Below are 23,293 nucleotides of genomic sequence, written 5' to 3'. Positions count from 1 at the left end.
GGCGTAAAACTGACACTATACCATAAGAATGAGTCTTAAATGCCCTATTTGTGAGCACCCTCTCTTCGATGACAATGGGCATCTGAAATGTGATGAAGGCCATCATATAGAAAACAAATATGGCGTACACATCTTGCATGAGCCTTCTTTTGCTAAGTGGTATGTGCCGTTTGAAAGTAAGTTTCAGGCATATAGAGAACGTGAAAATATAAAAATCAAAAATGCTTCGACCTATGACAGGCTACCTTATGTTTCCAATGATTTGGGTAAGGCCTCTTGGAAAGCTAAAGCCAGGGATCTATTACTGATAAAGAAATATTTAAAAGGGAAATCCAACTTAAACATTCTTGAAATCGGCGCATGGAATTGTTGGTTAACGAACCATCTAAACCATATGGGTCATTCAGTAACAGCTGTTGATTATTTCATTGATCCATATGACGGGCTTGGAGCAAAGCAGCATTATTCCAATCATGATTGGATGGCGATTCAGATGAACCTAGAAAGGCTAGATCTCATTGCAGGAAGATACGATTTGATTATAATAAACCGTATGATTGTATACTTTGAAGATCCCTTTAAAACTTTACAAAAATTGATCAATGAAAACCTAACAGTAAGAGGTGAAATGCTGGTCACTGGAGTAATTATGACCGCCAATAAAGAGCTAACAACAAAAGCATTTAACAAGGAAATGGATGACTTTGAAAAGAAGGAAGGGTTTTCAATAAAAATCAAAGAGTTTTTTGGTGCATTCACAGAGACGGAACTCGAAAGAGTTAAGAAAATGGGGTTTCGTACATACAAATACAGAAAAAACTTGCTCTCCTATTTGAAGGAATTGATTGAGGGGGAAAAAAGCTGGCAGATGCACTTCGCTTATCAAGAAAAAGGTCTCTTACATGCCTGATTTTCCACTAAAAAATAGATTAAGGGTCTGGAGAAAAACTATTCCCTGGTTGATTTCAGATTTCTTTTATTGGTTTTCTGCACATAAAAGAAAGAAGCCAGATTTCTTAATAATTGGGGTTCACAAAGGAGGTTCAACATCCATGTTTGAGTATATCTCCCAACATCCAGAAGTGGAGATGGCTAGAAGGAAAGAACTCAATTTTTACACCAAATATTACCACTTTGGAATGAGATATTATCAGTCTCTTTTCCCGAAAAAAAATGTGAAAAAATTGACAGGTGAAGCTACTCCATACTACTTTTTTCATCCGTTAGTGCCTGAACGAGTGAAAAAGACTTTACCCAATGTAAAGATTATTCTCCTCCTCCGAAATCCTGTTTTGAGAGCTCACTCTCACTATAACATGATAAAGGATATTGAACCTGCCAGCTCATTTGATGAAGCTATCAAACTGGAGCAATCAAGGGTGGAGAAAGAGAAGGGGAAAATTCTCAGCAATCCTAAATATTACAGCATAGACCATCAGACTTTTAGCTATTTCTCCAGAGGGTTATACTTTGAACAACTGAGCAACTGGTCACAACATTTTCCTTTGGAAAATATGCTGATACTGAAAAGTGAAGACCTTTTTGACAACACAAAAAGAGAATTAAAAAAAGTATATGATTATCTGGGGTTGTCTGAAGTCTATCCGCCCGACGTTTCTGCAAAGAATGCAAGAGCATATGGCACCCTGTCCAAGGAAGACTATGATAGGTATAAAAAATACTTCGAAGAAGATCTCCTAAAGCTCAAAGAAAAACTTGGAACTCACTTTCAGTGGTAATCGATTTACCAATCGATTAGATTTTTATGCTTTGCAGTCTGTTCCTTGAAATTCCATAGTAGCCACTTACCAAGATATTTGAAATCGCGCATGCCAGAAGAGCTCCCAGTATTCCATAAATTGGAATTAAGATCATGATAAGTGCAGCGTTGAAAATTAGTTTGGCAACATTCACCATTGTAACTGTTCTCTCCTTTTCATTCTTATACAACAAATAGATAATAGGTAATGAATAGAATATTGGAGTCACGTATGGTATGAAAATCAGATAGGCGATCCAATCAATTTCAATGAGATAGAGTTCACTCAAAATAAGATGAAAGACCGGCATAAAACCAATGGTAATTAGCAGACCAGTTAAAAACAGTTTTTTGGAAAGTTTAAAATTCACCTTAATGGAGGTGCGATAAATATTTTTAACAAATGGAGATAAGGTGAATCCAGCCACTGACTGAAGGTGTAACAGAAAACTGGTGATTACCTGATAAGCCCCTACTTCTGAATTGGAGAGCGTTAGACTAATTAAGTAGAGATCAATTCTGGAATTTAGCATTCCCGTAATGCTGGACATAAAAAAGGAGACCGCTCCTTTTGTGTTTTCTATATCCCATAAAAATCTAAAGGATCTAAAAGTATCTGTATACAGAAAAGGTAGCAAAAGGATAAATCGGACAATGCTTATCGTACTATAAAGAAAACACAATTGATAGGTGTCGATGGTATCAATAAATAGCAAATAGGCTACCGAAAATGACAGCAAGACAACCTCTATAATGGTAGCCTGCAAGAAGAGTTTTTTATATAATACGAGCGGATCGAAAGTTTTATTGATATAATTGAAGATCAACCACAGAATAAGAAAGGGAAGTATTACACTTTCTGATTGGCTATAAATGAGTCTCAAAAAACCGATCCCCAAAATCAGTAAAGGGATTCGACTTGAAACATTAGACTGCCATGATTCTCGAATTTTGGAAGGTTCTTTCGAAAATTTTCTAAGTAAAAACTCATTACTTCCAAAGCTTAAAATCGTACCTACAATACCTATTACGATTTGGTAGTTCACAAATTCTCCCCAGATCTCTATGGAAGAATTAGCTATTGTTAAAAGGGAAATTGATATTCCAGTAATTGGAACAACAATATTTCTCAAACTATTCGCAGTGACTACTTTAAACTTTCGATCTGATATGATATCGAAAACCTTCATTTGGAGATAATTTCTAATGCGATCACATTCCTTTTTCTAGAAAGTAGCTATTCAAAACATTACTTACCTCAGCTGCGCCCTTTTTATTAAAATGCATGTCATCATAAAAATAAGTGATATCTCTAGGTATAATAGAAGCTAGATCAATCGACTCAACATTCGCTTCTCCACATGCTTCCAAAAGTTTCTGATTATACAATTCCATTCCATTAGCCAACGCCTTAACACTGTAATATGCCGCTTGTTTTGAGGTTCCGGGAATATTGTCCCCACCAGTAAGTAAATATTTCTTCAAGCCTTCAGGAAAGTTCTCTTTCCAAATAGTAGGCTGTGTGAGAAAGATAACTCTTATATTTTGCGATCGAGCAATTTGAATGATTTCAGATATCCTCTCCTTATAATTATCGACAGCATTTGTCACATCCGGAAGTTCTTCCAATTTGAGAGCGTCTTTTCTTCGCTCCCTTTTTTTCTGATAGAAAGATTCTACCTGATCATGGCTCATTTCTCGATTCTTACGCAACTGATAATACTTCTTAAATTTCTTTAAAAGAGCCCAAATATTGGTCTTTTTCAAAAATGAACCATTATGCTTATTCGGATAAATATGAAAGGCGTGCGAATAAAGGTTAGGATCCCCAAAAGACTCATAATCTTTTTGTAGTGTCATTCTTTTTTGAAGGTCATTTACACCAGCCAACACTATCAAAGCATCAATTTTAGGTAATTGGGGAAGTAAGTGTTTTACAGCCAATACATGATCTTCAGAATGCAAACCGCTTCGGCCCAAATTTCCTACCCAGACTTTACTCTTAGGATAATTTTGATTGAGTTTATTCTGAAGTAAATAAGGCCAACCTCCCTTGGATCCTAACATCAGACATTCCGTCGTGCTTCCACCCACAGCAAGAATTCGATATGTAGCATCACTGTAGATCGTATCACCTATCATACCCTCACTATTGATTTGAAATTCAACAAGCTCATTTACCCCTGGCAGTAGCCCTGGTTTCATGTTAAAGCTAAACTCAACATTAGGATACCATACTTTATATTCATCACTTGAGAAAAACAGTCCTGACACCCACTCGAGTATGATCAACGAAACAACCGAACTGGCGAGGAACAACGTGAAATTAATCAAGTGATTTTTGTGAATAATATTTCTATGTCCATTCATAGTTAAGTTTAAATTGATATTCGTCAAGAATGAGCAATATCTATTCTACCAGCTTTTCAGTTGAGTCTTGAACTTTTTCGTAAATGGTTAAATAGCTATCAATCGTATTACTAATATCAAGTCCTGACTGCAAATGCCTTACATCATTATTCAAAAGAAACTTCGATACTGCTTCAACCAATCTCCCTTTACTTTCTCCGGTTTTCCAAGTGTCACTTTCCTGAAAGCACCCAACCGGTTTTGAAACAACTTTAACACCTGAATGCAATGCTTCAATAAAGACCATACCGAAGCTTTCATAACCGGAAGTATGTAATAGAACCTTACTTTGGTTCATATAATCCAACACCGTTTGGCGATCTACCTCCCCTTTCAGTTCAATTGTCTCGGACAAATTACACGCAGCAATTTTGTCATTCAATATCTCATATTCTGGGCCAGCCCCCAGAATAATACATTTTAGTTGATTACCCTTTCCCACTAAGTCATGGATTACCTCTATGAATAAAGAATAGTTTTTCAATGGAATCAATGACCCAACACCTAAAACATCTATTGGCCTGTCACTTTTGAATTCATTTTCGAATTCACTTTTATCAATTCCCCAAGGAATAATTTCATTTGAAGCAATATTTAAGTTTTGTCGGATAGTCTCTTCATGAAACTGGCTAAGCGACACTACAAAAGGCTTTTTAAGCATGATTTTTGTAAACTTGTTTGGAGACAATGCATCCTGTCCCATAAAGGTTGAAACATGCGGCACTTTGAATATTGAGTAAATTATACTTCCAACAAAAGCACATTCTGAATACCAAAAGCTGTGTATTAAATCAACCTTACTCTTCTTGTTAATTTTGAGAAATGTATATAATGCCCTGATCCAAACGAGCGGTTTGAATAGTCTTCTTCTATTTCTTCCATTTAGAGGATAGACCCTGATTTTGTTCCAGACAAATGCTTTACTCGCATAAGGATATTGGAAGGCAATTACACTTATTTTTCCAAGCTTCCCTGTAGCTTTCAAAGCTTTCATATAAATCTGCAATGCTGGAATGCACGCACTGTCCTCTTCACTTTCCGGGAAACCTGGTGTTAAAATCAGAATATGTTTTTCACTACTTGATTTCATAAAGATTCCAGCCTTCGTCAAAGGATTTTAACAGTGTCAACTCATGATTTTCATTGAGCTTTTGCCAGTTGATCATTGGGTTCTTTCCTGACCACTGAATAGCTAATTTATCGGGATTAAAAATCACCAAACTCCCACCATCAAAATTATGGTACTCCTCTTTCCACAGGTTTTTATAATTGAAATCGCAACCTCTTCCCTGAAGAGCAATATCTATATCAAATCCATACAAGGTTCTACCTTCATAAGGAGCCATTTGTCTGGCTATGTTTTTTTCCAACAAACTTCTTTTGACAGACCCATCCATAACGTATACCGCCAAAAGTGAATTAACTGCTATCAAACTTACTGTTACGATAACGAAAAAATGGCTTTTAAATATAGGTTTCCTTTTAAGGGACGATACAATCGTATGAAAGGCTGGGTATAGCCATACCACTATTAAAGGGAAGGTGATTAGCAGGAAACGCTTGTTTTGAAAGGGTATTCCAGCTAAAAATAATGCATATATGGCGATGCTGGCGACTATTAAAAGTGAATGATTTTGAGTTTTATTCTTACTGGAATGCTTCAAATAAACAAGAAGCAAAAAGCTGCCGGCTACTAAAAAGCCCGCGTGAACGAATGAACTAAATGCATAAAATAGGTTGGGTATGGTATATAAATGAAAACCATCGACTGTCTCAAACGATCGTTTCAGCATGTTCAAGGGACTCCAGTTTAAAAGCCACTGATGGGATAGGAACGAACCTGTTTCATTCTGCTTGAAATGAAAATGGAGTATGATGAATATGGCTGGTATTATTAATACTGAGATATGAAGCCACTTGATGTTTTTTAGCCATGTTACAATCACCATGATGCCTAATATTGACAGAGGAAGAATTGCCACATACCTGGTAAATACGGCACAACAAGACAGAATAGTAAACAAAAAAAGCCATTTCCATTTGAGATTTTTTTTGTACTTCAACCCAAATAAAAAAGCGCCAGTTATTCCAAAAGTGGTGAATATATCTGTCATGATGACCAGGCTGGACTGAACTAGAAAGGGTGATGAGGCCAGCACGATTATTAGATAGATAGAAGTGTACTCAGCATCTTTATTCAACTCTTTAATGATGCCATTCGAAAAATAGATGATTCCTAAAAGCGACAAAAAATTTACCCCTTGAATGACTGTTAATACAGGTATTCCTATAAGAGAAAAAATTGCCACAAGAATTGGGAATCCAACGGACCAGAAGTAATCCCCGGGATGGGATCCTTCGGTAAAATATTGATGCATTGCCGCGGAGTAGCGTAAATATTCGTAGCTATCCTGTCCATACAAGCCATCAAATCCAATCAAAAACCTAACGACTAGAAATGCAACAAATACGTAAAGGTACGGTAAGTACCCGGTTTTCATTTTTCTTGATACCTCAATAAAAACCACATCATAAATTTAGATAGTGTAGATTTTAAGAAAAGCTTTAACCCGAGCCAATTTAACGCATTGGCATTTACTTTCAGTTTATGAAAAGCTACTGAAGACATGACATACCTATTGGCTTGTTTGTAATAACTGTCAGAATAGGATCTTTTAAATCTTATATCTCGATCTGTGCTTGCCGCCCATGGTGGCTGACTCACAATATCATTCTCAATCTCGGTATACAAGTCGGTTCCTTTGATTGGATAAGCAAGCGTGATAGTATAATAATCCGGATTGCTAACCTTTAAATGATGAAGCGTTTCTTCAATATCTTCTTGCGTTTCCCCCGGATAACCCAGCATGATAAAAGTGCCAGCTTCTATTCCAGCATCCCGAGTTGCTATTATCATTTCTCTCACATCCTCTACCTTCACTCGTCGATCCATCTTATCAATGATTTTCTGTGATCCACTTTCAGCACCAATCCATACCCGAAAGCATCCGGCTTGCTTAAGTTTAGCTATCACATCTTTATTCATTCGATCGGCACGAGATATACATTCAAATTTTATTTCTAAAGATTTGGATTGTAGCTCCTCAACAAATGCATCTAGCCATTTATGACTCACTGTGAATACATCATCCACAAACCAAAAAGTATCTGGTTTATATCTTTCCTGCAATAATGTAAGCTCTTCAACCACTTTTTCTGGAGACCTCCTGCGATAGCTTTGACCATATACCGCCGTGCTGCACCATTTACAGGTGTAGGGACAGCCTCTTTGCGTACTAACATTTAATGCACTCTCTCCGTGGAACTCTTTCCAAACCGATAAATATTTCTTGATGTCTATACTTTCTCTATTAGGAAAAGGCAGGCTATCAATCTCTCGTATTTTAATCCTTGGTTTGGTTTTAACTTCCACACCAAGCTCATCAAGGAAAGCCACACCATCCACATCGTTTACATCCCCTTTCTTTTCCAGACATTGGACCAAACCGAGCATGCTCTCTTCGCCCTCTCCGATCACAATGTAATCAGCTCCGTATTTAAGGTAGTTGGAGATATTATATGTAACATCAGGGCCTCCCAAAACGATCTTTGTCTCAGGTAAAAATTCCTTGGCAAATTTCATGATGCGTATTACATTCACCTTGGTCATCAAATTTGCATAAATAGCCAGAACATGAGGTCGAACTTCTTTTAGATCTTCTTTCAGATCTTTAAAAGATGAGAAGGTGCTATCAAAAACCTTATTTTCAACATTGTTTTCAGATAGAAATGCCGAAATATACAAAAGACCCAATGGAGGATAGGGCTTCATGATCTGCTGCTCCTTAGGATCATCAGAAATAAAGTAGCCATGGGTCAGGTATACCTTCATTTCAAATTAAATTGAATGTAATAGTGATCTGAAAACCTTGCTTGCCAGGAAAAGTTTGCAAAGACCCGTTCAAAAAAATAAAGTAATTTCAATAAGCGTTCGTTTCGCTCAAAGAACGATTCCAAGTAAGAAGGGGATACAAATAGTCCAATCGGCTTCAAGGCTTTCTTCTCAAAACCAGCGCCTAGCAATTGGGATAATTTCTTAGGATTGTAGTACCAGGTCCTTACCTGTTTGCCTGAGACATTGACTTCCGCAAAGCCTTTATTTCTTCGGAAAGCATTTAGTGGTTTTCCTTTCATTATGAAATAAAAACTTTCCGAAAGACACACTTTAGGCATAATCACGGCTACAAATTTTCCATCAGGTTTCAATGCATGCAAAAGTGCTTTGGAGAGTTCGCCAACGGCCGACTGATCAATGCAATTGATCCCTCCAAAATTCGAAAACACTAAGTCAAAATCTGTGTCGAGCTGAGCATGATCGATATCGTTAAGATCTAATCTCATGAAAGTAATATCAGAGTCTTTTTCCTTTTTCCTAGCCACATTTAGCATCTCCTTGGATATGTCTGTAGCTACAACAGTATTTCCTTTTTGAGCGAAGCGACTTGCATCTTCTCCTGTTCCACAGTTGATCTCCAATATTTTTAATCCATTTGCCTCATCCAAAACTTTATCTAGCAATCTCCAAACTCTTCTTCTTTGCAAGGTTCCAATTAAAGAATAAGTGAAATCCTTATCATAAGTAGATGCAGCTCTGTCAAAGTCAGCAATCATTTCTTTAATGGTGAAAATCTATACAGCTGGACTTTATTAATAATGGAAAGCGGAAGGTGAAGGCCGACCACAAGGATTTGTTTTACATCTCTTGCTCTCATCTTTATTGGGTTCATTAGCACTCTCCTCAGTACCAACCATCCCCTCTTTATTCTAAATCTTTGATGCAAATACCTATGGAGCTTTTTATAAAAATGAGGAGGATACGTGTTGTGAAACATCATATCTAAATCATCAGAATCTGTCCAATTTGCTTTATTCTCAAGGTCTTTCTTAACCATATCATAAAACTTAGTACCCGGTAAAGGATATGAAACAGAAGCGCCTAGTTTGTCTGGCATATGTTTCAAAACCAAAGCAATGGTACTCTTTATATCTTCCAAGGTTTCTCCGAGGTATCCGAATTGGATGAAATATGCCACCTTCACTCCTTTTTGTTTAAGTAGCTCCGTTGATTTTTCTATTTGTTCGATTGTTGTGCCTTTATCCATCGCATCCAAAATCTTTTGAGAGCCGGATTCGGCACCAATCCATGCCTCGTCCAAACCGGATGCAACCAATGCGTCGATATTATCTTCCTTAAGAAGCAAATCTGCCCTGGATTGTATCTTGTATGAAATATCGATATTCCTTTGACTGAGTTCATTACGAAACTCCTGCACCCAACCAGGTTTCAACCCAAAAATATCATCACACATCCAAAAATGTCTGACTTGATGATTCTCAACATGAAATTGAATTTCATCTACCACCTTTTTTGGAGATCGTGTGTTATATCGATTTCCATAAATTGGTTTTGCACACCAATTGCATTTATATGGACATCCACGTGTTGTAGCAAGATTTAGATAAAAGTCTGGCGACTTTGTTTTCCATACCTTTTGGTAGGAATCTATGTCCACCAAATCCCACGCTGCCTGAGGAAGAGAATCTAAATCTGTATTTACTCCGCGAGGTTTGGATGCTTTTATGTCGCTTCCTTCCTTATAAAATATGCCTGCTACGTGCTTGCCATCATCTCCGCTAGATAGATTTTCTACAAGTTCTTTTAATGTTATCTCACCCTCCCCTTTAATGACAAAATCAGCTCCCTCGTTAAGGTACTTTTCTGCATGGTCAGTAGAATCTGAACTACACGTAATAACAGTTGCTTCGAAATTTTTTGCCATTTTTTGCATGCCAAAAGCTGCCTCTCGCATAGATGTTAGGCACATTTTAGTCAGGTAGTTGAATCCATCATCAAAAATGACAAAGTAATCAGGCTTGAAGGAACTCAGTACTCCCTCAAGCTCCTTAGTATTAGCTTTTAAACCAACATCAAATAGTTTCACTTCATATCCTTCATTACGCATATATGATGCTGCAGTAATGGTCATGAGCGGTGGGTATGGTTCCCCTATTCTCCATTGCTTAGCGTCGAGCCTATAGAAGTAAGAATGACTAAATAGGATTCTTTTCATTCGAATTTAGGGTGTATTTTGTAAAAAGCTCTGCATTTTCCTTGTCATGGACATTATGCTTCGGTAGGAAAGTAAATGCTGAGGAGGAAGGAAAAAGATCCTCCATAATCCCTTCGGAAAAGTAACTCGGAAATTTTTTTTGATGAAGATCTTGAAATTTTTTCTTAATCGCCTCTTGATATCCTCCATTCGGATTGGAAATCCTTTTGAGATTACATTTTTGCACAGGATTAAACCCTTCAACTACTTCAAAGAGTGGTGCGATTTCAAGTCTTTTTATGGCTCTGCCCAAACAAAAAATGGCAAAACAAGCAAAATTTAATGGCGCCAAAAGAAGTGTCCACTTAGGATATCTTTGCTGTTTATCTTCCAATTCACTCTTTCTTGAATGGGGATAATACTTTTCATACCACTTGTTTTCCTTTAGGAAATAGAAAAAAATATTGTCGTCATAGATTGTTTTCAGATTCTTAATCTCTGTAGCAGTATAAAAATTCTTATTGTATATTTCAAGAAATGATTCATCAGTGACATAATTGAAACAATAAAAATGATGACCTACAAAAAGCCTTTTAAAGTTTGTCAGTACTCGTTCTACTAAAAATAAAAGCCACAGAGAGTTAGATTTACAAATAACAAATAGATCTAAATCCACAAACTCATTTCCTCTGCCATTGAGCTGAAGTGTTGGGTTGTTTGCAGCGACCGAGCCTGAGACACCAATGTACCTAACGAAAGGCAACTTTGATAAAAACGACAGTGTTTTTCCACCTTTCGCTAATAGTGTGCTCGACAATTGATCCTTTTCCGGCTGAAGTTTTATTGTATCTTCATTACCCCTGACGCACATAAAGCCATCCTCAACAGAAATCAGATTTTCATTTATTAGTTCGTCCAATGCTTCGTTGAAACTCTTGGAGTTATGTGTTTCAATACCAAGCCATTTTTGACAATCACTTATCCGAACTGGCGCATTGAATATATTCCGATAGGAAACATGTACAACTATTTTCTGCTTAATTGTCTGTTGCAAGAATGTATATCGTTAATGGTAGAACAATGAAATTAACACATTCGCTTTCGTTTCACAATAAGATTAAGGTAGACATTTAGTGACATTGTCGCTGCAACAACCAATAAACAAGCTACATCATCATTTCAATTTTAATAATACCACATTTTCCACGTGCTGTGTCTGAGGAAACATATCTACCGGTTGGATTTTTACTACATCGTATACCTCACCCAACACTTCCAAGTCGCGTGCCTGGGTGGCCGGATTGCAGCTTACATAAACTATACGTTCTGTTTTTAGCTCTGCTAGCAGCTGCGTCACGCGTGGATGCATGCCCGCCCTCGGTGGATCGGTAATAATTACATCAGGCTTGCCATGAGCGTTGACAAACTCATTGCCCAGTAAATCCTTCATGTCACCAGCATAGAAATCTGTATTGGTAATTCCATTGAGTTCGCTATTCACTTTCGCATCTGCAATAGCCTCTTCCACATATTCGATTCCAACTACTTTTTTTGCAGATCTTGCCACAAAATTCGCAATGGTGCCAGTTCCTGTATAAAGGTCATACACTAGTTCATCTCCTTTCAGTTCAGCGAAATCCGTGGCGACTTTATACAATTCATGCGCTTGAACGGAATTGGTTTGATAAAAAGACTTTGGGCCAATCTTAAACTTCAGATCTCCCATCTGCTCCATGATGTGATCATTGCCAGCGAACAATTCAACCTCTAGATCACTGAATGAATCATTCCCTTTTTCATTCACCACATACATCAATGAGGTAATTTGTGGCAACTCCCGTTTTAAATAATTCAGCATCAAATCAATCAACTCTTGATCTCTGTAAAAAACCTGAAGTATAACCATCAGATCTCCAGTCGTTGATGTCCGAATCACCAGATTTCTTAAGAATCCTTCCTGCTTCTTTACATCATAAAACGGAACATCATGAGCATCTGCGAATGCTTTTACTCTTAATCGAATTTCGTTTGAAGGATCTGCCTGAAGGTGACATTTATTTACGTCGATGATTTTGTTGTATTGCTTGGGTATGTGAAAACCAAGGCCGGTTCGCACATATTCTTCTCCCGAATCAATTTCTTCTTTGGTCAGCCACCTGAAATTGGAGAAAGTGAATTCAAGCTTGTTTCTATAAAAACTGGTCTTTTCAGAACCTAGTATCGGGTTGATTTCAGGTAATGCCAAGCCACTCAACTTTTTTAAGTTCTCCGCTACATGTTCCTGTTTGAATTTCAATTGTGCGTCATAGTTCATGTGCTGCCATTTGCATCCACCACACAATCCAAAATGTTCGCAAAAAGGCTCAACTCGGTCTGCAGATCTCGTCAGTAGCTCTTCTGAATAGGCTTCCAAAAATTTCTTCTTCTTACCTACAACCTTCGCTTTAACTACATCACCAGGCACGGTTTCCTTCACAAATACCACTTGCCCGTTGACTCTTCCCACACCTTTACCTTCTGATGAGATGCCAGTGATCTCAAGCGAATCTATCGTTACTCCTTTTTTCATTACCGCAAAATTACTAATCAGGCCTTTGGTTTACAGGGTTTTTAGTAGTTTCATTGTTGTAGTATTTGGTAAGATGAAGAAGTTTCTAATCACAGTTTGCCTATTCCTAACTATTGGGGTAACCAATGCCTTCCATATCGTTGGCGGTGAGATCGAATTTATCTACCTGAGTGACGGGCGGTATCGAATTAACCTCATTCAATACTTTGACGAAGCTCAAAATCAAAATCCCGGAGCTGATCAGTTTATTACTGTCTACATTTTCAGAAATGGTGATGACCAATTGATGTCTACACATACTCTTCCCCTCAGTGGAATAGAAAATGTAGAATACACCAATATTGAATGTGCAAGAGATGAACTTCAGACTTCTCGCGTGTTTTATTCAGCAGATATTGAGCTAAGCCCAGAGCAATATGATAGTGAGGGTGGCTATTATATCCAATGGGAGCGATGCTGTAGAAATACGGCTATTAATAATATTGTGAATCCTCAAGGAACTGGAATGAACTATGTACTGGAAATTCCACCGCTAATGAAAAATGGGGAAATTTTTGTGAATTCTTCTCCGGTCCTTTTTAAGCCGCTAAGCGATTATGCCTGTATCAATCAACTTTACTATACGGAGTTTACGGGCGTTGATCCAGATGGCGATTCTCTAGTATATTCATTGGTCACACCACTGAACAGTTCATCAGCGGTAGCCCTACCCATTCCACAACCAAAGCCACACTTTGGTGTCACCTTCCTCAATGGTTTTTCAGTATCCAATATGGTTGGCGGAACCCAACCTTTGCGTATTAGCAGTGGGGGGTTATTGACAGTCAACCCGGATCAAACTGGTCTATTTGTTTTTGCTGTCAAGGTTGATGAATATCGAAATGGAGAAAAGATTGGAGAAGTACGCAGAGATTTTCAGATGTTGGTAGTGGATGGATGTGATCCTCCGGATCCACCAAGTGTGGATATTGAAATTCCTGGCAATCCAACCTTCAACCCTGAAACAGACATCCTTACCTATGTAGCCAGCGACGTTGAGAAATGTTTTGATTTCATCGTCTCAAATGTGACCATAGGAGAAACTATTTCCCTTAGAGCGGAAGGTGTAAACTTCAATGAAGAACTCAATGAAATATTTACCCTCAATCAAATTCCTGTTGGAGGTGGTGAAAGTCAACTACAAATTGAGGTTTGTATCCCAGATTGTCCTCCGATAAGAGATGCACCTTTTATTTTGGATCTTATTGCCTCTGACGATGCATGCCCACTCCCACAGCTAGATACCTTACGACTTACTATTGAGGTGGAACCTCCATCTAATTCTCCACCTACTGGCTCCACAAGCACTGCTTCGGTGACCAGACCAGAAGATAGCCCGATTTATTCTCAGGTAATCTCTGGTATTGATGTGGATGGGGACGAGTTAGAGTTAACACTATTTGTAGAAGACGTAGAAGATCCAACAACAGTGGGATTTGACTTGATAGATATTGATGCTTCTTCAGGAAGTATTCAAGCTACACTAACTTGGAATACCGATTGTGAAACTTATGACTTCACACAAATTCAAAATTTCAATGTTGGTGTTATAGTAAATGACGGTGATATCTGTGACTTACCGGGAGACACTGTTTTTATTGAAGCTACAGTTATTTTGCCTACCAATAATGATCCTCAAATCTCTGTTTCAAATACCTTTCCCTCTCAAGTTGACTTGGGGACAAATCTAACTATTGAGGTCAATGCATCAGACGTAGATGGCGATGATGTAACGCTTTCATTCATTGGAGGCAACTTCGATCCGGAATTATATGGAGCTTCATTTACTACAGTATCTGGTAATTCATCAGTAAGTTCTGACTTTACCTGGGACTTAACCTGTGATGCCAATCGATTCATTGATGGTCAGCAATTTGAACTCTTATTCATTGCAGATGATGATGATAAGTGCAAGGTGAAAAACTTTGATACGCTGAGGCATTTCATTCAGGTAAATTATCCTGAAAATTCGAGCCCTGAATTTGACCCAATCGAACGAAATCAATCGCTGCGTGTCAACGAATATGCGGAAATCGAGATCGGAGCATTTGATTCTGATTCAGGCGATGAAATAACAATTCAGTTTGCCCAGGGTGTTAGACAGCCTGCTTCCGGCACACTTGAATTGCTTCCAGTATCCGGTCAAAGTCGAGCGACCGCACTTCTGAAATGGCAACCGGAATGTTCCTTACTTCGATTTGGCGAAACCTCTACTTTGCAGGACATTATCTTACAGGTTTCCGACAATGCATGTCCTATTTCAAAAATTGATACCCTGAAGTTGACGGTAGAAATTTTTGATGATAGTGAGCGCCAACAAGCGTTTGCTCCGCCAAATATTTTCACACCAAATGGAGATGGTAGAAATGATGTTTTTAGCCTTTCGGGAAATCCCAACGTTGATCAAAACTTACCACCTGACAATTGTGACAACACTTTTGAATATATAGCTATTACGAACCGGGCAGGTGCGACGGTATTCCGGTCGAATTCACGAGATTTTATCTGGACAGGCGGTCAGTTCCCAAGTGGGATTTACTACTACGTGATCAAATACACCAATTCTGAATTTAAAGGATACATTCACTTGATGAAGTAATTATTATCAAAACCCTACGCCTATTCTAAATCCACTTGCTACGAAATCACTGTTTCGAAATGCCCAGTAGTAATCCACTCGCATAAACTTGAAGATGTGCTCAATCCCAGCACCAAGTTCGACATAGTTGCCTATTGTTTCTGTAGTAAGATAATTCGCCGAGGCAACAGCCTGCAGATTGAGCTTTTTCACCAATGGTATCTTATTAAAGATGAATTCATTAAAATGGTGTTCATAGTGAGCTTCCAAGTAGGGTTTAGTGGTACTAAACTGGTAAAACGGAAGCAACTCAAACTTGAAGGACTTTCCTACCTGACTCAATGATGTTTGGTTACCGGCAAAGTGCTTGTAATCTACGAATGTCAGCGCATCATCATTTAAAAAGGCTCCTGCTCCAATCGCATATGTACTGGTTCCAATCAATCCTAATTTCATATCATCAGTCACTCTAACTTGAACAAAATCAAAATTCACATCACTGCCTAAAGCTTCAATACCTTTCTTATAAGTAAGGAAAACTTCCGGATATTTTGAACTGTAGATGAATTTTCGGTCTGGCCGTGTTGCATAAGTCTGCTTAAAACGAAACCTAAATGTGGCTTGAAAAACCATCGCTTGATGCGCAGCAAAACCTGTTTGGGCCAACTCTGCATTCATCGGTTGATTACTCGTGAAATCAGCTCCATCACTGGAATGCCAGGTGAAATCACTTGTGTTAGTAAGTGTATCTCTTGACGCATACTCCAGCCGGGTATTCATCAAAATTCCATTCTTTAACTCCTGCTGAAACCTGAAATAGCCAAATGACTTCTGGAAAATTTTTAAATAGTTTTCTCCGCCCACTAAAGTCACATAGCTATTGATAAATGGAGTGATCGATTCATTCTCGTCAAACTGTGAGATGTATCGACCTCCTCCGCCATAAAACCGAGTAAACTTATCATCAAGCTTCCTGTAGCTTCCTTCAAGTTTTGCATTGAATTGCTCATTGGAAAATCCATAGCGTAGTGATGGTCTGAACCAATACTTGGTTCTCCCATCTACTTGCTTCCACAATGTCGGTTGAATTTCAGGTACAAAGCCCTCCACGGTATTGAATTGAAAAATGCTAATTACTGCGGGGAGCGACCAGTACTTTTCTTCCACACTATTGGAATGCGTATATCCGCTAAGAAAAATGTTTCCTATGGTAAGTTTATTGGTTTCATTGTCCACTGAATCTTTGTAAGGAACACTTTCTTTAACCAGGCGGATACTGTCTTTGATGTGATAATCGGCAACCTCAATTTCTGTCAGAGGCACCGGACGGATATTTTTCCAATAAATGCTGTCGCGCTCGTTTGAACCTTCTTCCACTACTAAGACCTCCGGTGTGAAGTCCTCTTCCTGAAAAAGATCTGCCTCTTCCTTAGCCTCAAACTTTTCCTCGTATAGGCTGGCTTTTCGATAGGATTCATAGTTGGGCTCTACTTTATAGTTTGAATATACTCCGATATAGTAGCCACTACCTTTAAATCCGAAAGCGCCAAACTTGAAAGAATACTTCTGGGAGATTGGCATCCAAATGTCATATTCTGCTGGCGCAAACACCTGATTGATTTTAAGCGAGTCAATAAACTCCAGCCCTCGTGCTTTAGTTACGAACAAATCAATTGTGTGGAATCGCCATTCATCTTCGACGATGTAAATGATTCCTTCGAAAACAGGATCAGTAGCTCGTTTTGGAATCACCTTAATCTTATTGATAAGCTTGCCACCTTCTTCAAAAAAACCGAGCCATTCATAATCATAAAACAAAAATGCTTGAGGAGAAATCGGTGAGGCATATTCCCGCTCCATGTCCAGATCTATGAACTTACTATATGCGTTTATATTAAAATCCGATGCTTTATTAAAACTGAAGCCTTGCTCATTTCCACTAACTTTTGAGCTAATCATCCGTTCAGAAACTTTGTCCGGGAGTTCAAAAGAAAACTCAGAAACGGACTCTGATAAATAAAGAATGCCCGTATCAATGGTAATCTTTTGTCCCAGAATTTTCTCAGGTTTATCATCCAGCCTAAAAAGGCCTTTTAAATAGGCATCCGTCTTGAATGCACTCACCTCATTTTCATAAAACTTCCGCTTTTTTATGGCTTCTCGTATCACACGATATGCAGGATCTTCATCTCCTGTGGTTACTACCACTTCCTGAAGCCTCAGTGCCTGTTCCTGAAGTTCAAAATCAAAACGAATCGATTGACCGGGACTTAGGGTTATCTGTTTTTCAGTCACTTTATAGCCAACATGCTGCGCTACGATCGTATGGGTGCCTGCCGGAGTTTTCAAAAAGAATGAACCCTCACTATTGGAGGTGGTCCCATTGGTAGTCCCTTTGATATAGACGGTTGAAAATGGAAGTATTTCTCCGGAATTGCTTTTCGTGATGCCCCTGATACCTGTCTGTGCAAAAGATGATAGCGCTAAAATTAGAGTGAGCGTAAAAGTGAATGATTTCATTGAGTTGATATAGGGTTTTTAGGTTAATGCTTGAACGGATGCTTAGGTTGCATCGTGTACATTTTTATTTAAAGTTTTTCAATGTGAGCTATCTTGGCAAAAGTTATACCATTTCATTTTCGTTTGTATGCAAAAGGTCGCAATTATTACAGGAGGTTCGTCGGGCATTGGTAAATCATTAGTGTTAAAATACGCTAATGAGGGGTACGCAGTAGTCTTTACAGGAAGGAACGGTGAGCGCATGTCTCAAGTGGTTTCAGACTTAGGTGAGCGGCCTCATTTGGCCCTCGAATTAGATGCTGCTGACAAGGATCATAATGAGCAAATGGTTAATGCTGCCGTGAAGAAGTTTGGGCGAATCGATGTACTGATTTGTAATGCCGGAATTTCCATGCGAGCCCTTTTTGAGGAAGTAGATTTAGAAGTATTCAAACAACTCATGGATATCAACTTCTATGGATCTATCTATGCCACTAAGTTTGCATTACCTTATTTGTTGGAATCCAAAGGAACAATCATTGCGATCTCCTCTATAAACGGGTGGCGCTCCACTCCTGCCCGAACTGCTTACTCCTCTTCCAAATTCGCAATGCAAGGATTTTTTGAAGCACTACGCACTGAGGTCATGACGCGAGGTGTAAACGTACTGGTAGTTTGCCCGGGGTTTACAAGCTCAAATATTCGTAACGCAGCGTTAACAGCAGATGGGAAGGCACAAGGAGAATCTCCGCGAGACGAGAAAAAAATGATGAGTTCTGACGAGGTGGCTGATCGTACATTTAAGGCTGCACAAAAGAAAAAAAGGGATTTAATATTAACTTTTGAAGGAAAAATGGCTGTCGTACTCAACAAAATCATTCCTTCGCGTCTTGATAAGATGATTTATAACATGATGAAGAAAGAGCCAGATAATCCGCTTAAATAACTCTCAGCTTTCCATTTCTCACGTACACTTCTCTTCCATCCCAAAGAATCTGTGTCCAAACCTCATCCCGATTGAGGACTTTTACCTTGTGACCTTTATTGAGTACTTCGATTGGTTCGGCTCCTGCAGATGGACCAGAGCGCAGTAATGTATAATCAGACATCACCACAGCTTTAGGAGAGCCTTCAAAATTCACCACACCCAATAAACAACAGACAACGATCAATTGAATAATACCTGCCGATATAGGTTTTTCCTCACCTTTTGATTTCTGAAAGATGTATACAATCAACATTAGCATTACAGCTACGAGTAAGGAAATTAAATGCAACCGATATTTTTTGAGTAACGCTAGAAAATAATCGACATCATCATAGCTATATCCACTCAGCTCATTCGCCTCAGATAGTTCTTGAATCTTACCCACTACATTTCTATCTGCCGACATCTGATAGTACTTGTCCAGGAAAAAAAGAGCGTCAGTATAATTACCTAAGCCATCTTGTATGTATGCCATTTTGAGCAACATTGCTTGAGACGCTTCACCTTCCCAAAAAATAAGTTCATATTTTTCGTATGCCTCAGTGAATTTTTGCTGATTAAACAAAGAATCACCTTCTTCAAGGCTGCTATTTTGGGCTATTAGGCTATTGAAAAAGCAGCTGAATAAAATTCCTAGAAATAATCTCACCTTTATTCTGTTAATCATGTGGTAAAATTCATTAAGATTTCTATTTTTGCATCCGCAATTTAAGACAGTGGCCTTGAATTGCACTTCTTTTTATACGAAAGGAGAATTAAAATGACTGGCTAGCTCAGTTGGTAGAGCAACGCCCTTTTAAGGCGTGGGTCCTGGGTTCGAGCCCCAGGCCAGTCACATACAAAAAAACCTCAAGCTAGGCTTGAGGTTTTTTTATTAAATGAGGTTCAGCACGGAGCTATAAGTAGAATTTACTTGCTAGCTGAGTTGGGAATCTTAATCTCAATGGTTGTCCCTTTGTTGATTTCGCTCGTTACGGATATATCGCAATTATTTTTTTCCAAAAGCCCCAGACTAAGACTAAGACCTAGTCCGGCTCCTATTTCTTTGTCTGTACCTACTTCAGATTTCTGAATCTCTTTTTTAATGATTGAATTGATACGTTCGGAGCTCATCCCAATACCTGTATCTTTTATTTTCACAATCGTCTCATCATCATTTTGATTTCCTACAACCTTGACACTTCCTCCTCCATTCGTGTATTTGATCGCATTGTGAATTAGATTTCTAATCGCCACTTTGAAGTGATTTTCATCAATCCAGGCTTCCATCTCAGATGGTGCGTCTATTTTAAAGTCAATGTTCTTGCGTTGAATAAGTGTATGGAAAAGATCAGCATTTTCATGAACTACAGAGCTAACATTTACTTTCGCTGGATAAGCGCTTATCCCACCTAGCTGCATTCGTGCCCATTCAAGGAGCTCGTCTACTGTATCAGTCAGGCTTGTTAAGCGCCGTTTAAGGCTATCCTGGTACTCAATAAATTGCTCTTTTGAGATTACATCATCATGATTCAAACTCAAAATGCTGTGAAACAAATTGAGCGGGCTCTTGATATCATGAGCAATGATTGAGAATAACTTGTCTTTAGTTTCATTGGCCACCTTTAATGCTCTATGAGCTCTTACGAGCTCACTGACGTCATCAACGCAGATGGCTATCGATTCAACCTTTCCATCAGCGTTTAATATTGGTTCATACTTTCCATTTGCTGAAATGACAGATCCATCCGGCAGACTGGTTTCTTCTAGAAATGAAACCTGACTTTTCGACTTCAATACCTCCTGAAACATCGGCTCGTGCTTTTCAAAAATATCCTGAGGAAGAACTTCTCGTCTATTCTTACCAATAAGCTCGCGACGCTTATGACCGAAACGACTTGAGTAGTTATTGTTAACCAGTATAAAGTTTCCCTCGGCATCCACCAAGGCCATTAGCAGAGGAGCATTGTCTAACAAAGACCTTAATGTTTGCTCATGCTGATCTGATCTATCAAAAGCCTTGATCAGTATAGACCTAAAAACATATAAAAAGAGATATAAAACCGCTGCTACAACGACATTATTGATGAGTGTCAGACCGAAGATTGTTCCATCAACCCCTAGCGCATTCAGGCTTAAGACTTTCAAAAAAATGAAGCATCCAAAAATGAGCCAGTAGACGAAGTGTTTTTTTAATCCATCAACCAGAAACATTGTAATTGCCATTGCGGCAAATAGCATGTTTTCAAGGTCTACATCTTGCCCTTCGCGAATGTAGATTAACGATGCACCGACAATCATAAGAACGCAGAGCGTAATAAAATAAGCCTTTGAGAATCTGATTTTTCCAAAATGATTCAGAACAAATGAGATTGAAAGCAGTGTGGTTGCTACAAAGCAGAGTATTGGCTGAATGATCAGTCCAAATGTGATTGTAATTCCACCTAAAAGCAATGAAGTGATTAAACAAAAAAGTATTAAGTAATTAAATAGGGCTATCCTCCGCTTATCAAGCGGTGATTGGGCATGCGACATCCCAGTCCTTAAAAGTGTCTTAGATGAAAAGGGCTTCATGAGGGGTTTACATGGAAATATTAACTTTCCATGATTGAATAAGATTAATCAGCGAAAAGTAACCTCAAAAAAAATATTTTTTTACTGCCACTTGTTGAAACGACCTTATCAGAAGTTATTGTTCCATGTTTAGCACATTTTAATTGCCAATATCTGCCTGCATAGAAATAATGATCTTTGTCCCGTTTCCTACCTCGCTCTCAATTTTCACATCACAGTTGTTTTTTTCAAGCAATTCGAGGCTGAAGCTGAGGCCCAAGCCTGTGCCGCCCTCCCCCTCTGTCCCGCTTTTTGAATTTTGTAAATCCTTGTTCAGAATAGACTCTATGCGCTTCGCTTCCATTCCAAGCCCATTATCTTCTATTTCAAGGATTACTTTACTCTCCTTGCGCACTCCCCGAATACTTAAAGTCCCATCCTTTTCAGTAAATTTCAACGAGTTGTGAATCATATTGCGCACCCCTATTTTAAGGTGATTAGCATCTAAATAAGCAATTGCATCAGAGACTATATCTACACTAGTCATAATATTCTTTTTAGCGATCAAGCCTTCATAAAGCTCAAGGTTTGATTTGACAATATCATTGATATTAGTTGGTGTAGGAAAGGTGTTGATACCATCAAGCTGTGTCCTTGCCCATTCGAGCAAGGTGTTCACCGTTTCTTTCAGGTCAGACAATTTATTTTTAACACTTTTTTGATGTTGAATAAATTCTTCTTTGGAAATATTTCCTGATGAAGAATAGTCTACCAATCCATCAAACAAATCAAGGGGACCTCTGATATCATGCGCGATGATGGAGAAGAGCTTGTCTTTTGTTGAATTTGCAGCTTTTAGCTTATTCTTAGCTTCCTCTAGCTTGCTGACATCATTTACAAAAACTGAGATTCCAGAAATTTCACCTGTATCAGTTCGCACTGGAGAATACCTTCCGCCTGCATAAAAAATATTTCCGTTGGGCATCTTCGTAAGCTCTAAAAACTCCGGACTCTCACCTTTTAGGGCTTGTTCTATCATCGGTAGATGTTTGCTTAGAATGTTCTCCGGCAGCACATCATTAACATGTGACCCAATGATCTTATCTCGATCTACTCCAAAAGATCTTTCATAGTTGATATTCACCATCTTATATCGCATCTCCTGATCTAACAACCCGATATACAGCGGAACATTATCAATCATTGAATATAGAAGCTCATCCTTCTCTTTAAGCTTCAAAAAAGCTTTGAGGAGTGATTTTCTGAAGGCGTGAACGAAAAGAAATAACAGAAGGCAAAGAATTGTGACATTCTGAATTGTCAGATAAAAATTCAAATCATACGGAAGGCCAGAGTGCCCCTGCTTCATAAACTTTAGCCAAAGTAAAACACCATAAATAAGTATAAATCCAATGTATCTAAACCTGCCATCATACAGCAAATAATTCACAGCCATGAAGCCAATCAAAATATTCTCAACTTCGTTGAATCTGCCTTGCCCCAGCGCCGTATATGAGGCGACAGTAAGCAATCCCACTGAAATTATAAGAAAACTAAATCTCGCTAGTGAGTAATACTGTTTGGAGTTGAAGTAAATCACAAACAAGAAGAGGAGTCCGCCACAAAAAGTAATGATAAACTGGGGGAAAAGGCCTTCAAAAGCTACCAGCAATGTGACTAGAAATGAGACACCACTACTCACCAGAGAAATATTATTTACAAATAATACCCTTCTGTAATTGAGTGGATCTTCCAGGCCCTCAAGGCCTGCTTGGTTAATCTTCGATAGAAACTTCTTCATTCAGCAGGA

Annotated in this window: 17 protein-coding genes and 1 tRNA gene; 5 read left to right on the top strand and 13 right to left on the bottom strand. The window is 38.6% G+C overall.

The window, feature by feature from the left end:
* The first annotated feature begins 28 nt into the window (after window positions 1-28).
* A complete protein-coding gene (locus tag ACL8WY_RS12805) occupies window positions 29-910 on the top strand; it encodes a class I SAM-dependent methyltransferase (RefSeq protein WP_436515152.1) in 882 nt (293 codons plus the stop codon).
* Entirely contained in the window at window positions 903-1,739 is an 837-nt protein-coding gene (locus tag ACL8WY_RS12800; RefSeq protein ID WP_436515151.1) for a sulfotransferase domain-containing protein, read from the top strand. The genes ACL8WY_RS12805 and ACL8WY_RS12800 overlap by 8 nt, the downstream gene beginning before the upstream one ends.
* Window positions 1,740-1,755: 16 nt before the next feature.
* Here the strand turns inward: ACL8WY_RS12800 and ACL8WY_RS12795 are convergent, their stop codons facing one another.
* The 9 genes from ACL8WY_RS12795 to rlmD all read right to left on the bottom strand — a co-directional run bounded on the left by ACL8WY_RS12795 (window position 1,756) and on the right by rlmD (window position 12,847).
* Window positions 1,756-2,949: a lipopolysaccharide biosynthesis protein gene (locus ACL8WY_RS12795; RefSeq protein WP_436515150.1), complete on the bottom strand. Its 1,194-nt coding sequence runs from the start codon at window positions 2,947-2,949 to the stop codon at window positions 1,756-1,758.
* A gap of 22 nt (window positions 2,950-2,971) precedes the next feature.
* Window positions 2,972-4,129, bottom strand: a complete 1,158-nt coding sequence (locus tag ACL8WY_RS12790; protein ID WP_436515149.1) for an SGNH/GDSL hydrolase family protein — start codon at window positions 4,127-4,129, stop codon at window positions 2,972-2,974.
* Between the two features lie 40 nt (window positions 4,130-4,169).
* Complete coding sequence (locus tag ACL8WY_RS12785) at window positions 4,170-5,258, bottom strand: glycosyltransferase family 4 protein (RefSeq protein WP_436515148.1); 1,089 nt, start codon at window positions 5,256-5,258, stop codon at window positions 4,170-4,172.
* Window positions 5,245-6,669 (bottom strand): ArnT family glycosyltransferase, encoded by a 1,425-nt coding sequence (locus tag ACL8WY_RS12780; protein WP_436515147.1) that lies wholly within the window; start codon window positions 6,667-6,669, stop codon window positions 5,245-5,247. Before ACL8WY_RS12780 ends, ACL8WY_RS12785 begins: the two co-directional genes overlap by 14 nt.
* On the bottom strand, window positions 6,666-8,060 hold the full coding sequence (locus ACL8WY_RS12775; RefSeq protein ID WP_436515146.1) for a B12-binding domain-containing radical SAM protein: 1,395 nt from the start codon (window positions 8,058-8,060) through the stop codon (window positions 6,666-6,668). The genes ACL8WY_RS12780 and ACL8WY_RS12775 overlap by 4 nt, the downstream gene beginning before the upstream one ends.
* The gene (locus ACL8WY_RS12770) at window positions 8,057-8,839 is read right to left on the bottom strand and encodes a class I SAM-dependent methyltransferase (RefSeq protein ID WP_436515145.1); all 783 of its coding nucleotides are present in this window, start codon (window positions 8,837-8,839) and stop codon (window positions 8,057-8,059) included. Before ACL8WY_RS12770 ends, ACL8WY_RS12775 begins: the two co-directional genes overlap by 4 nt.
* Window positions 8,836-10,299, bottom strand: coding sequence for a B12-binding domain-containing radical SAM protein (locus tag ACL8WY_RS12765; protein WP_436515144.1), 1,464 nt, complete (start codon window positions 10,297-10,299; stop codon window positions 8,836-8,838). The genes ACL8WY_RS12770 and ACL8WY_RS12765 overlap by 4 nt, the downstream gene beginning before the upstream one ends.
* Window positions 10,280-11,332, bottom strand: a complete 1,053-nt coding sequence (locus tag ACL8WY_RS12760) for a hypothetical protein (protein ID WP_436515143.1) — start codon at window positions 11,330-11,332, stop codon at window positions 10,280-10,282. The genes ACL8WY_RS12765 and ACL8WY_RS12760 overlap by 20 nt, the downstream gene beginning before the upstream one ends.
* Before the next feature lie 120 nt (window positions 11,333-11,452).
* Window positions 11,453-12,847, bottom strand: a complete 1,395-nt coding sequence (gene rlmD, locus ACL8WY_RS12755) for a 23S rRNA (uracil(1939)-C(5))-methyltransferase RlmD (RefSeq protein WP_436515142.1) — start codon at window positions 12,845-12,847, stop codon at window positions 11,453-11,455.
* Between the two features lie 73 nt (window positions 12,848-12,920).
* On the opposite strand from rlmD, the gene ACL8WY_RS12750 reads away from it, so the two are divergent.
* The gene (locus tag ACL8WY_RS12750) at window positions 12,921-15,485 is read left to right on the top strand and encodes a gliding motility-associated C-terminal domain-containing protein (protein ID WP_436515141.1); all 2,565 of its coding nucleotides are present in this window, start codon (window positions 12,921-12,923) and stop codon (window positions 15,483-15,485) included.
* Window positions 15,486-15,491: 6 nt separating this feature from the next.
* On the opposite strand, the gene ACL8WY_RS12745 is transcribed toward ACL8WY_RS12750, so the two are convergent.
* The gene (locus tag ACL8WY_RS12745) at window positions 15,492-17,984 is read right to left on the bottom strand and encodes a DUF5686 and carboxypeptidase regulatory-like domain-containing protein (RefSeq protein WP_436515140.1); all 2,493 of its coding nucleotides are present in this window, start codon (window positions 17,982-17,984) and stop codon (window positions 15,492-15,494) included.
* 127 nt (window positions 17,985-18,111) lie between these two features.
* On the opposite strand from ACL8WY_RS12745, the gene ACL8WY_RS12740 reads away from it, so the two are divergent.
* Window positions 18,112-18,909, top strand: a complete 798-nt coding sequence (locus ACL8WY_RS12740) for an SDR family oxidoreductase (RefSeq protein WP_436515139.1) — start codon at window positions 18,112-18,114, stop codon at window positions 18,907-18,909.
* Here ACL8WY_RS12740 and ACL8WY_RS12735 read toward each other — a convergent pair.
* Window positions 18,902-19,618, bottom strand: coding sequence for an SH3 domain-containing protein (locus tag ACL8WY_RS12735; protein ID WP_436515138.1), 717 nt, complete (start codon window positions 19,616-19,618; stop codon window positions 18,902-18,904). The genes ACL8WY_RS12740 and ACL8WY_RS12735 overlap by 8 nt on opposite strands.
* A gap of 95 nt (window positions 19,619-19,713) precedes the next feature.
* Here ACL8WY_RS12735 and ACL8WY_RS12730 point away from each other — a divergent pair.
* Window positions 19,714-19,786, top strand: a tRNA-Lys gene (locus ACL8WY_RS12730).
* A 74-nt stretch (window positions 19,787-19,860) separates the two neighbouring features.
* Here ACL8WY_RS12730 and ACL8WY_RS12725 read toward each other — a convergent pair.
* Complete coding sequence (locus ACL8WY_RS12725; protein ID WP_436515137.1) at window positions 19,861-21,504, bottom strand: PAS domain-containing sensor histidine kinase; 1,644 nt, start codon at window positions 21,502-21,504, stop codon at window positions 19,861-19,863.
* Window positions 21,505-21,643: 139 nt separating this feature from the next.
* A complete protein-coding gene (locus ACL8WY_RS12720; RefSeq protein WP_436515136.1) occupies window positions 21,644-23,284 on the bottom strand; it encodes a PAS domain-containing sensor histidine kinase in 1,641 nt (546 codons plus the stop codon).
* Window positions 23,285-23,293: the final 9 nt, after the last annotated feature.

Origin of the sequence: Ekhidna algicida (assembly GCF_051379705.1) — a bacterium.
In the GTDB taxonomy this organism is placed as follows: domain Bacteria; phylum Bacteroidota; class Bacteroidia; order Cytophagales; family Cyclobacteriaceae; genus Ekhidna.
The sequence above is the reverse complement of the archived record's forward strand: the minus strand, read 5'-3'. Positions and strand labels throughout refer to the sequence as shown.

What these genes read in the sequence shown, in the direction of transcription:
- ACL8WY_RS12790 (WP_436515149.1), bottom strand. Translation starts at nt 4,129, where the DNA reads ATGAATGGACATAGAAATATTATTCACAAAAATCACTTGATTAATTTC.
- ACL8WY_RS12745 (WP_436515140.1), bottom strand. Translation starts at nt 17,984, where the DNA reads ATGAAATCATTCACTTTTACGCTCACTCTAATTTTAGCGCTATCATCT.
- ACL8WY_RS12780 (WP_436515147.1), bottom strand. Translation starts at nt 6,669, where the DNA reads ATGAAAACCGGGTACTTACCGTACCTTTACGTATTTGTTGCATTTCTA.
- ACL8WY_RS12720 (WP_436515136.1), bottom strand. Translation starts at nt 23,284, where the DNA reads ATGAAGAAGTTTCTATCGAAGATTAACCAAGCAGGCCTTGAGGGCCTG.
- ACL8WY_RS12785 (WP_436515148.1), bottom strand. Translation starts at nt 5,258, where the DNA reads ATGAAATCAAGTAGTGAAAAACATATTCTGATTTTAACACCAGGTTTC.
- ACL8WY_RS12770 (WP_436515145.1), bottom strand. Translation starts at nt 8,839, where the DNA reads ATGATTGCTGACTTTGACAGAGCTGCATCTACTTATGATAAGGATTTC.
- ACL8WY_RS12805 (WP_436515152.1), top strand. Translation starts at nt 29, where the DNA reads ATGAGTCTTAAATGCCCTATTTGTGAGCACCCTCTCTTCGATGACAAT.
- ACL8WY_RS12725 (WP_436515137.1), bottom strand. Translation starts at nt 21,504, where the DNA reads ATGAAGCCCTTTTCATCTAAGACACTTTTAAGGACTGGGATGTCGCAT.
- ACL8WY_RS12735 (WP_436515138.1), bottom strand. Translation starts at nt 19,618, where the DNA reads ATGATTAACAGAATAAAGGTGAGATTATTTCTAGGAATTTTATTCAGC.
- ACL8WY_RS12740 (WP_436515139.1), top strand. Translation starts at nt 18,112, where the DNA reads ATGCAAAAGGTCGCAATTATTACAGGAGGTTCGTCGGGCATTGGTAAA.
- ACL8WY_RS12775 (WP_436515146.1), bottom strand. Translation starts at nt 8,060, where the DNA reads ATGAAGGTATACCTGACCCATGGCTACTTTATTTCTGATGATCCTAAG.
- rlmD (WP_436515142.1), bottom strand. Translation starts at nt 12,847, where the DNA reads ATGAAAAAAGGAGTAACGATAGATTCGCTTGAGATCACTGGCATCTCA.
- ACL8WY_RS12795 (WP_436515150.1), bottom strand. Translation starts at nt 2,949, where the DNA reads ATGAAGGTTTTCGATATCATATCAGATCGAAAGTTTAAAGTAGTCACT.
- ACL8WY_RS12800 (WP_436515151.1), top strand. Translation starts at nt 903, where the DNA reads ATGCCTGATTTTCCACTAAAAAATAGATTAAGGGTCTGGAGAAAAACT.
- ACL8WY_RS12750 (WP_436515141.1), top strand. Translation starts at nt 12,921, where the DNA reads ATGAAGAAGTTTCTAATCACAGTTTGCCTATTCCTAACTATTGGGGTA.
- ACL8WY_RS12765 (WP_436515144.1), bottom strand. Translation starts at nt 10,299, where the DNA reads ATGAAAAGAATCCTATTTAGTCATTCTTACTTCTATAGGCTCGACGCT.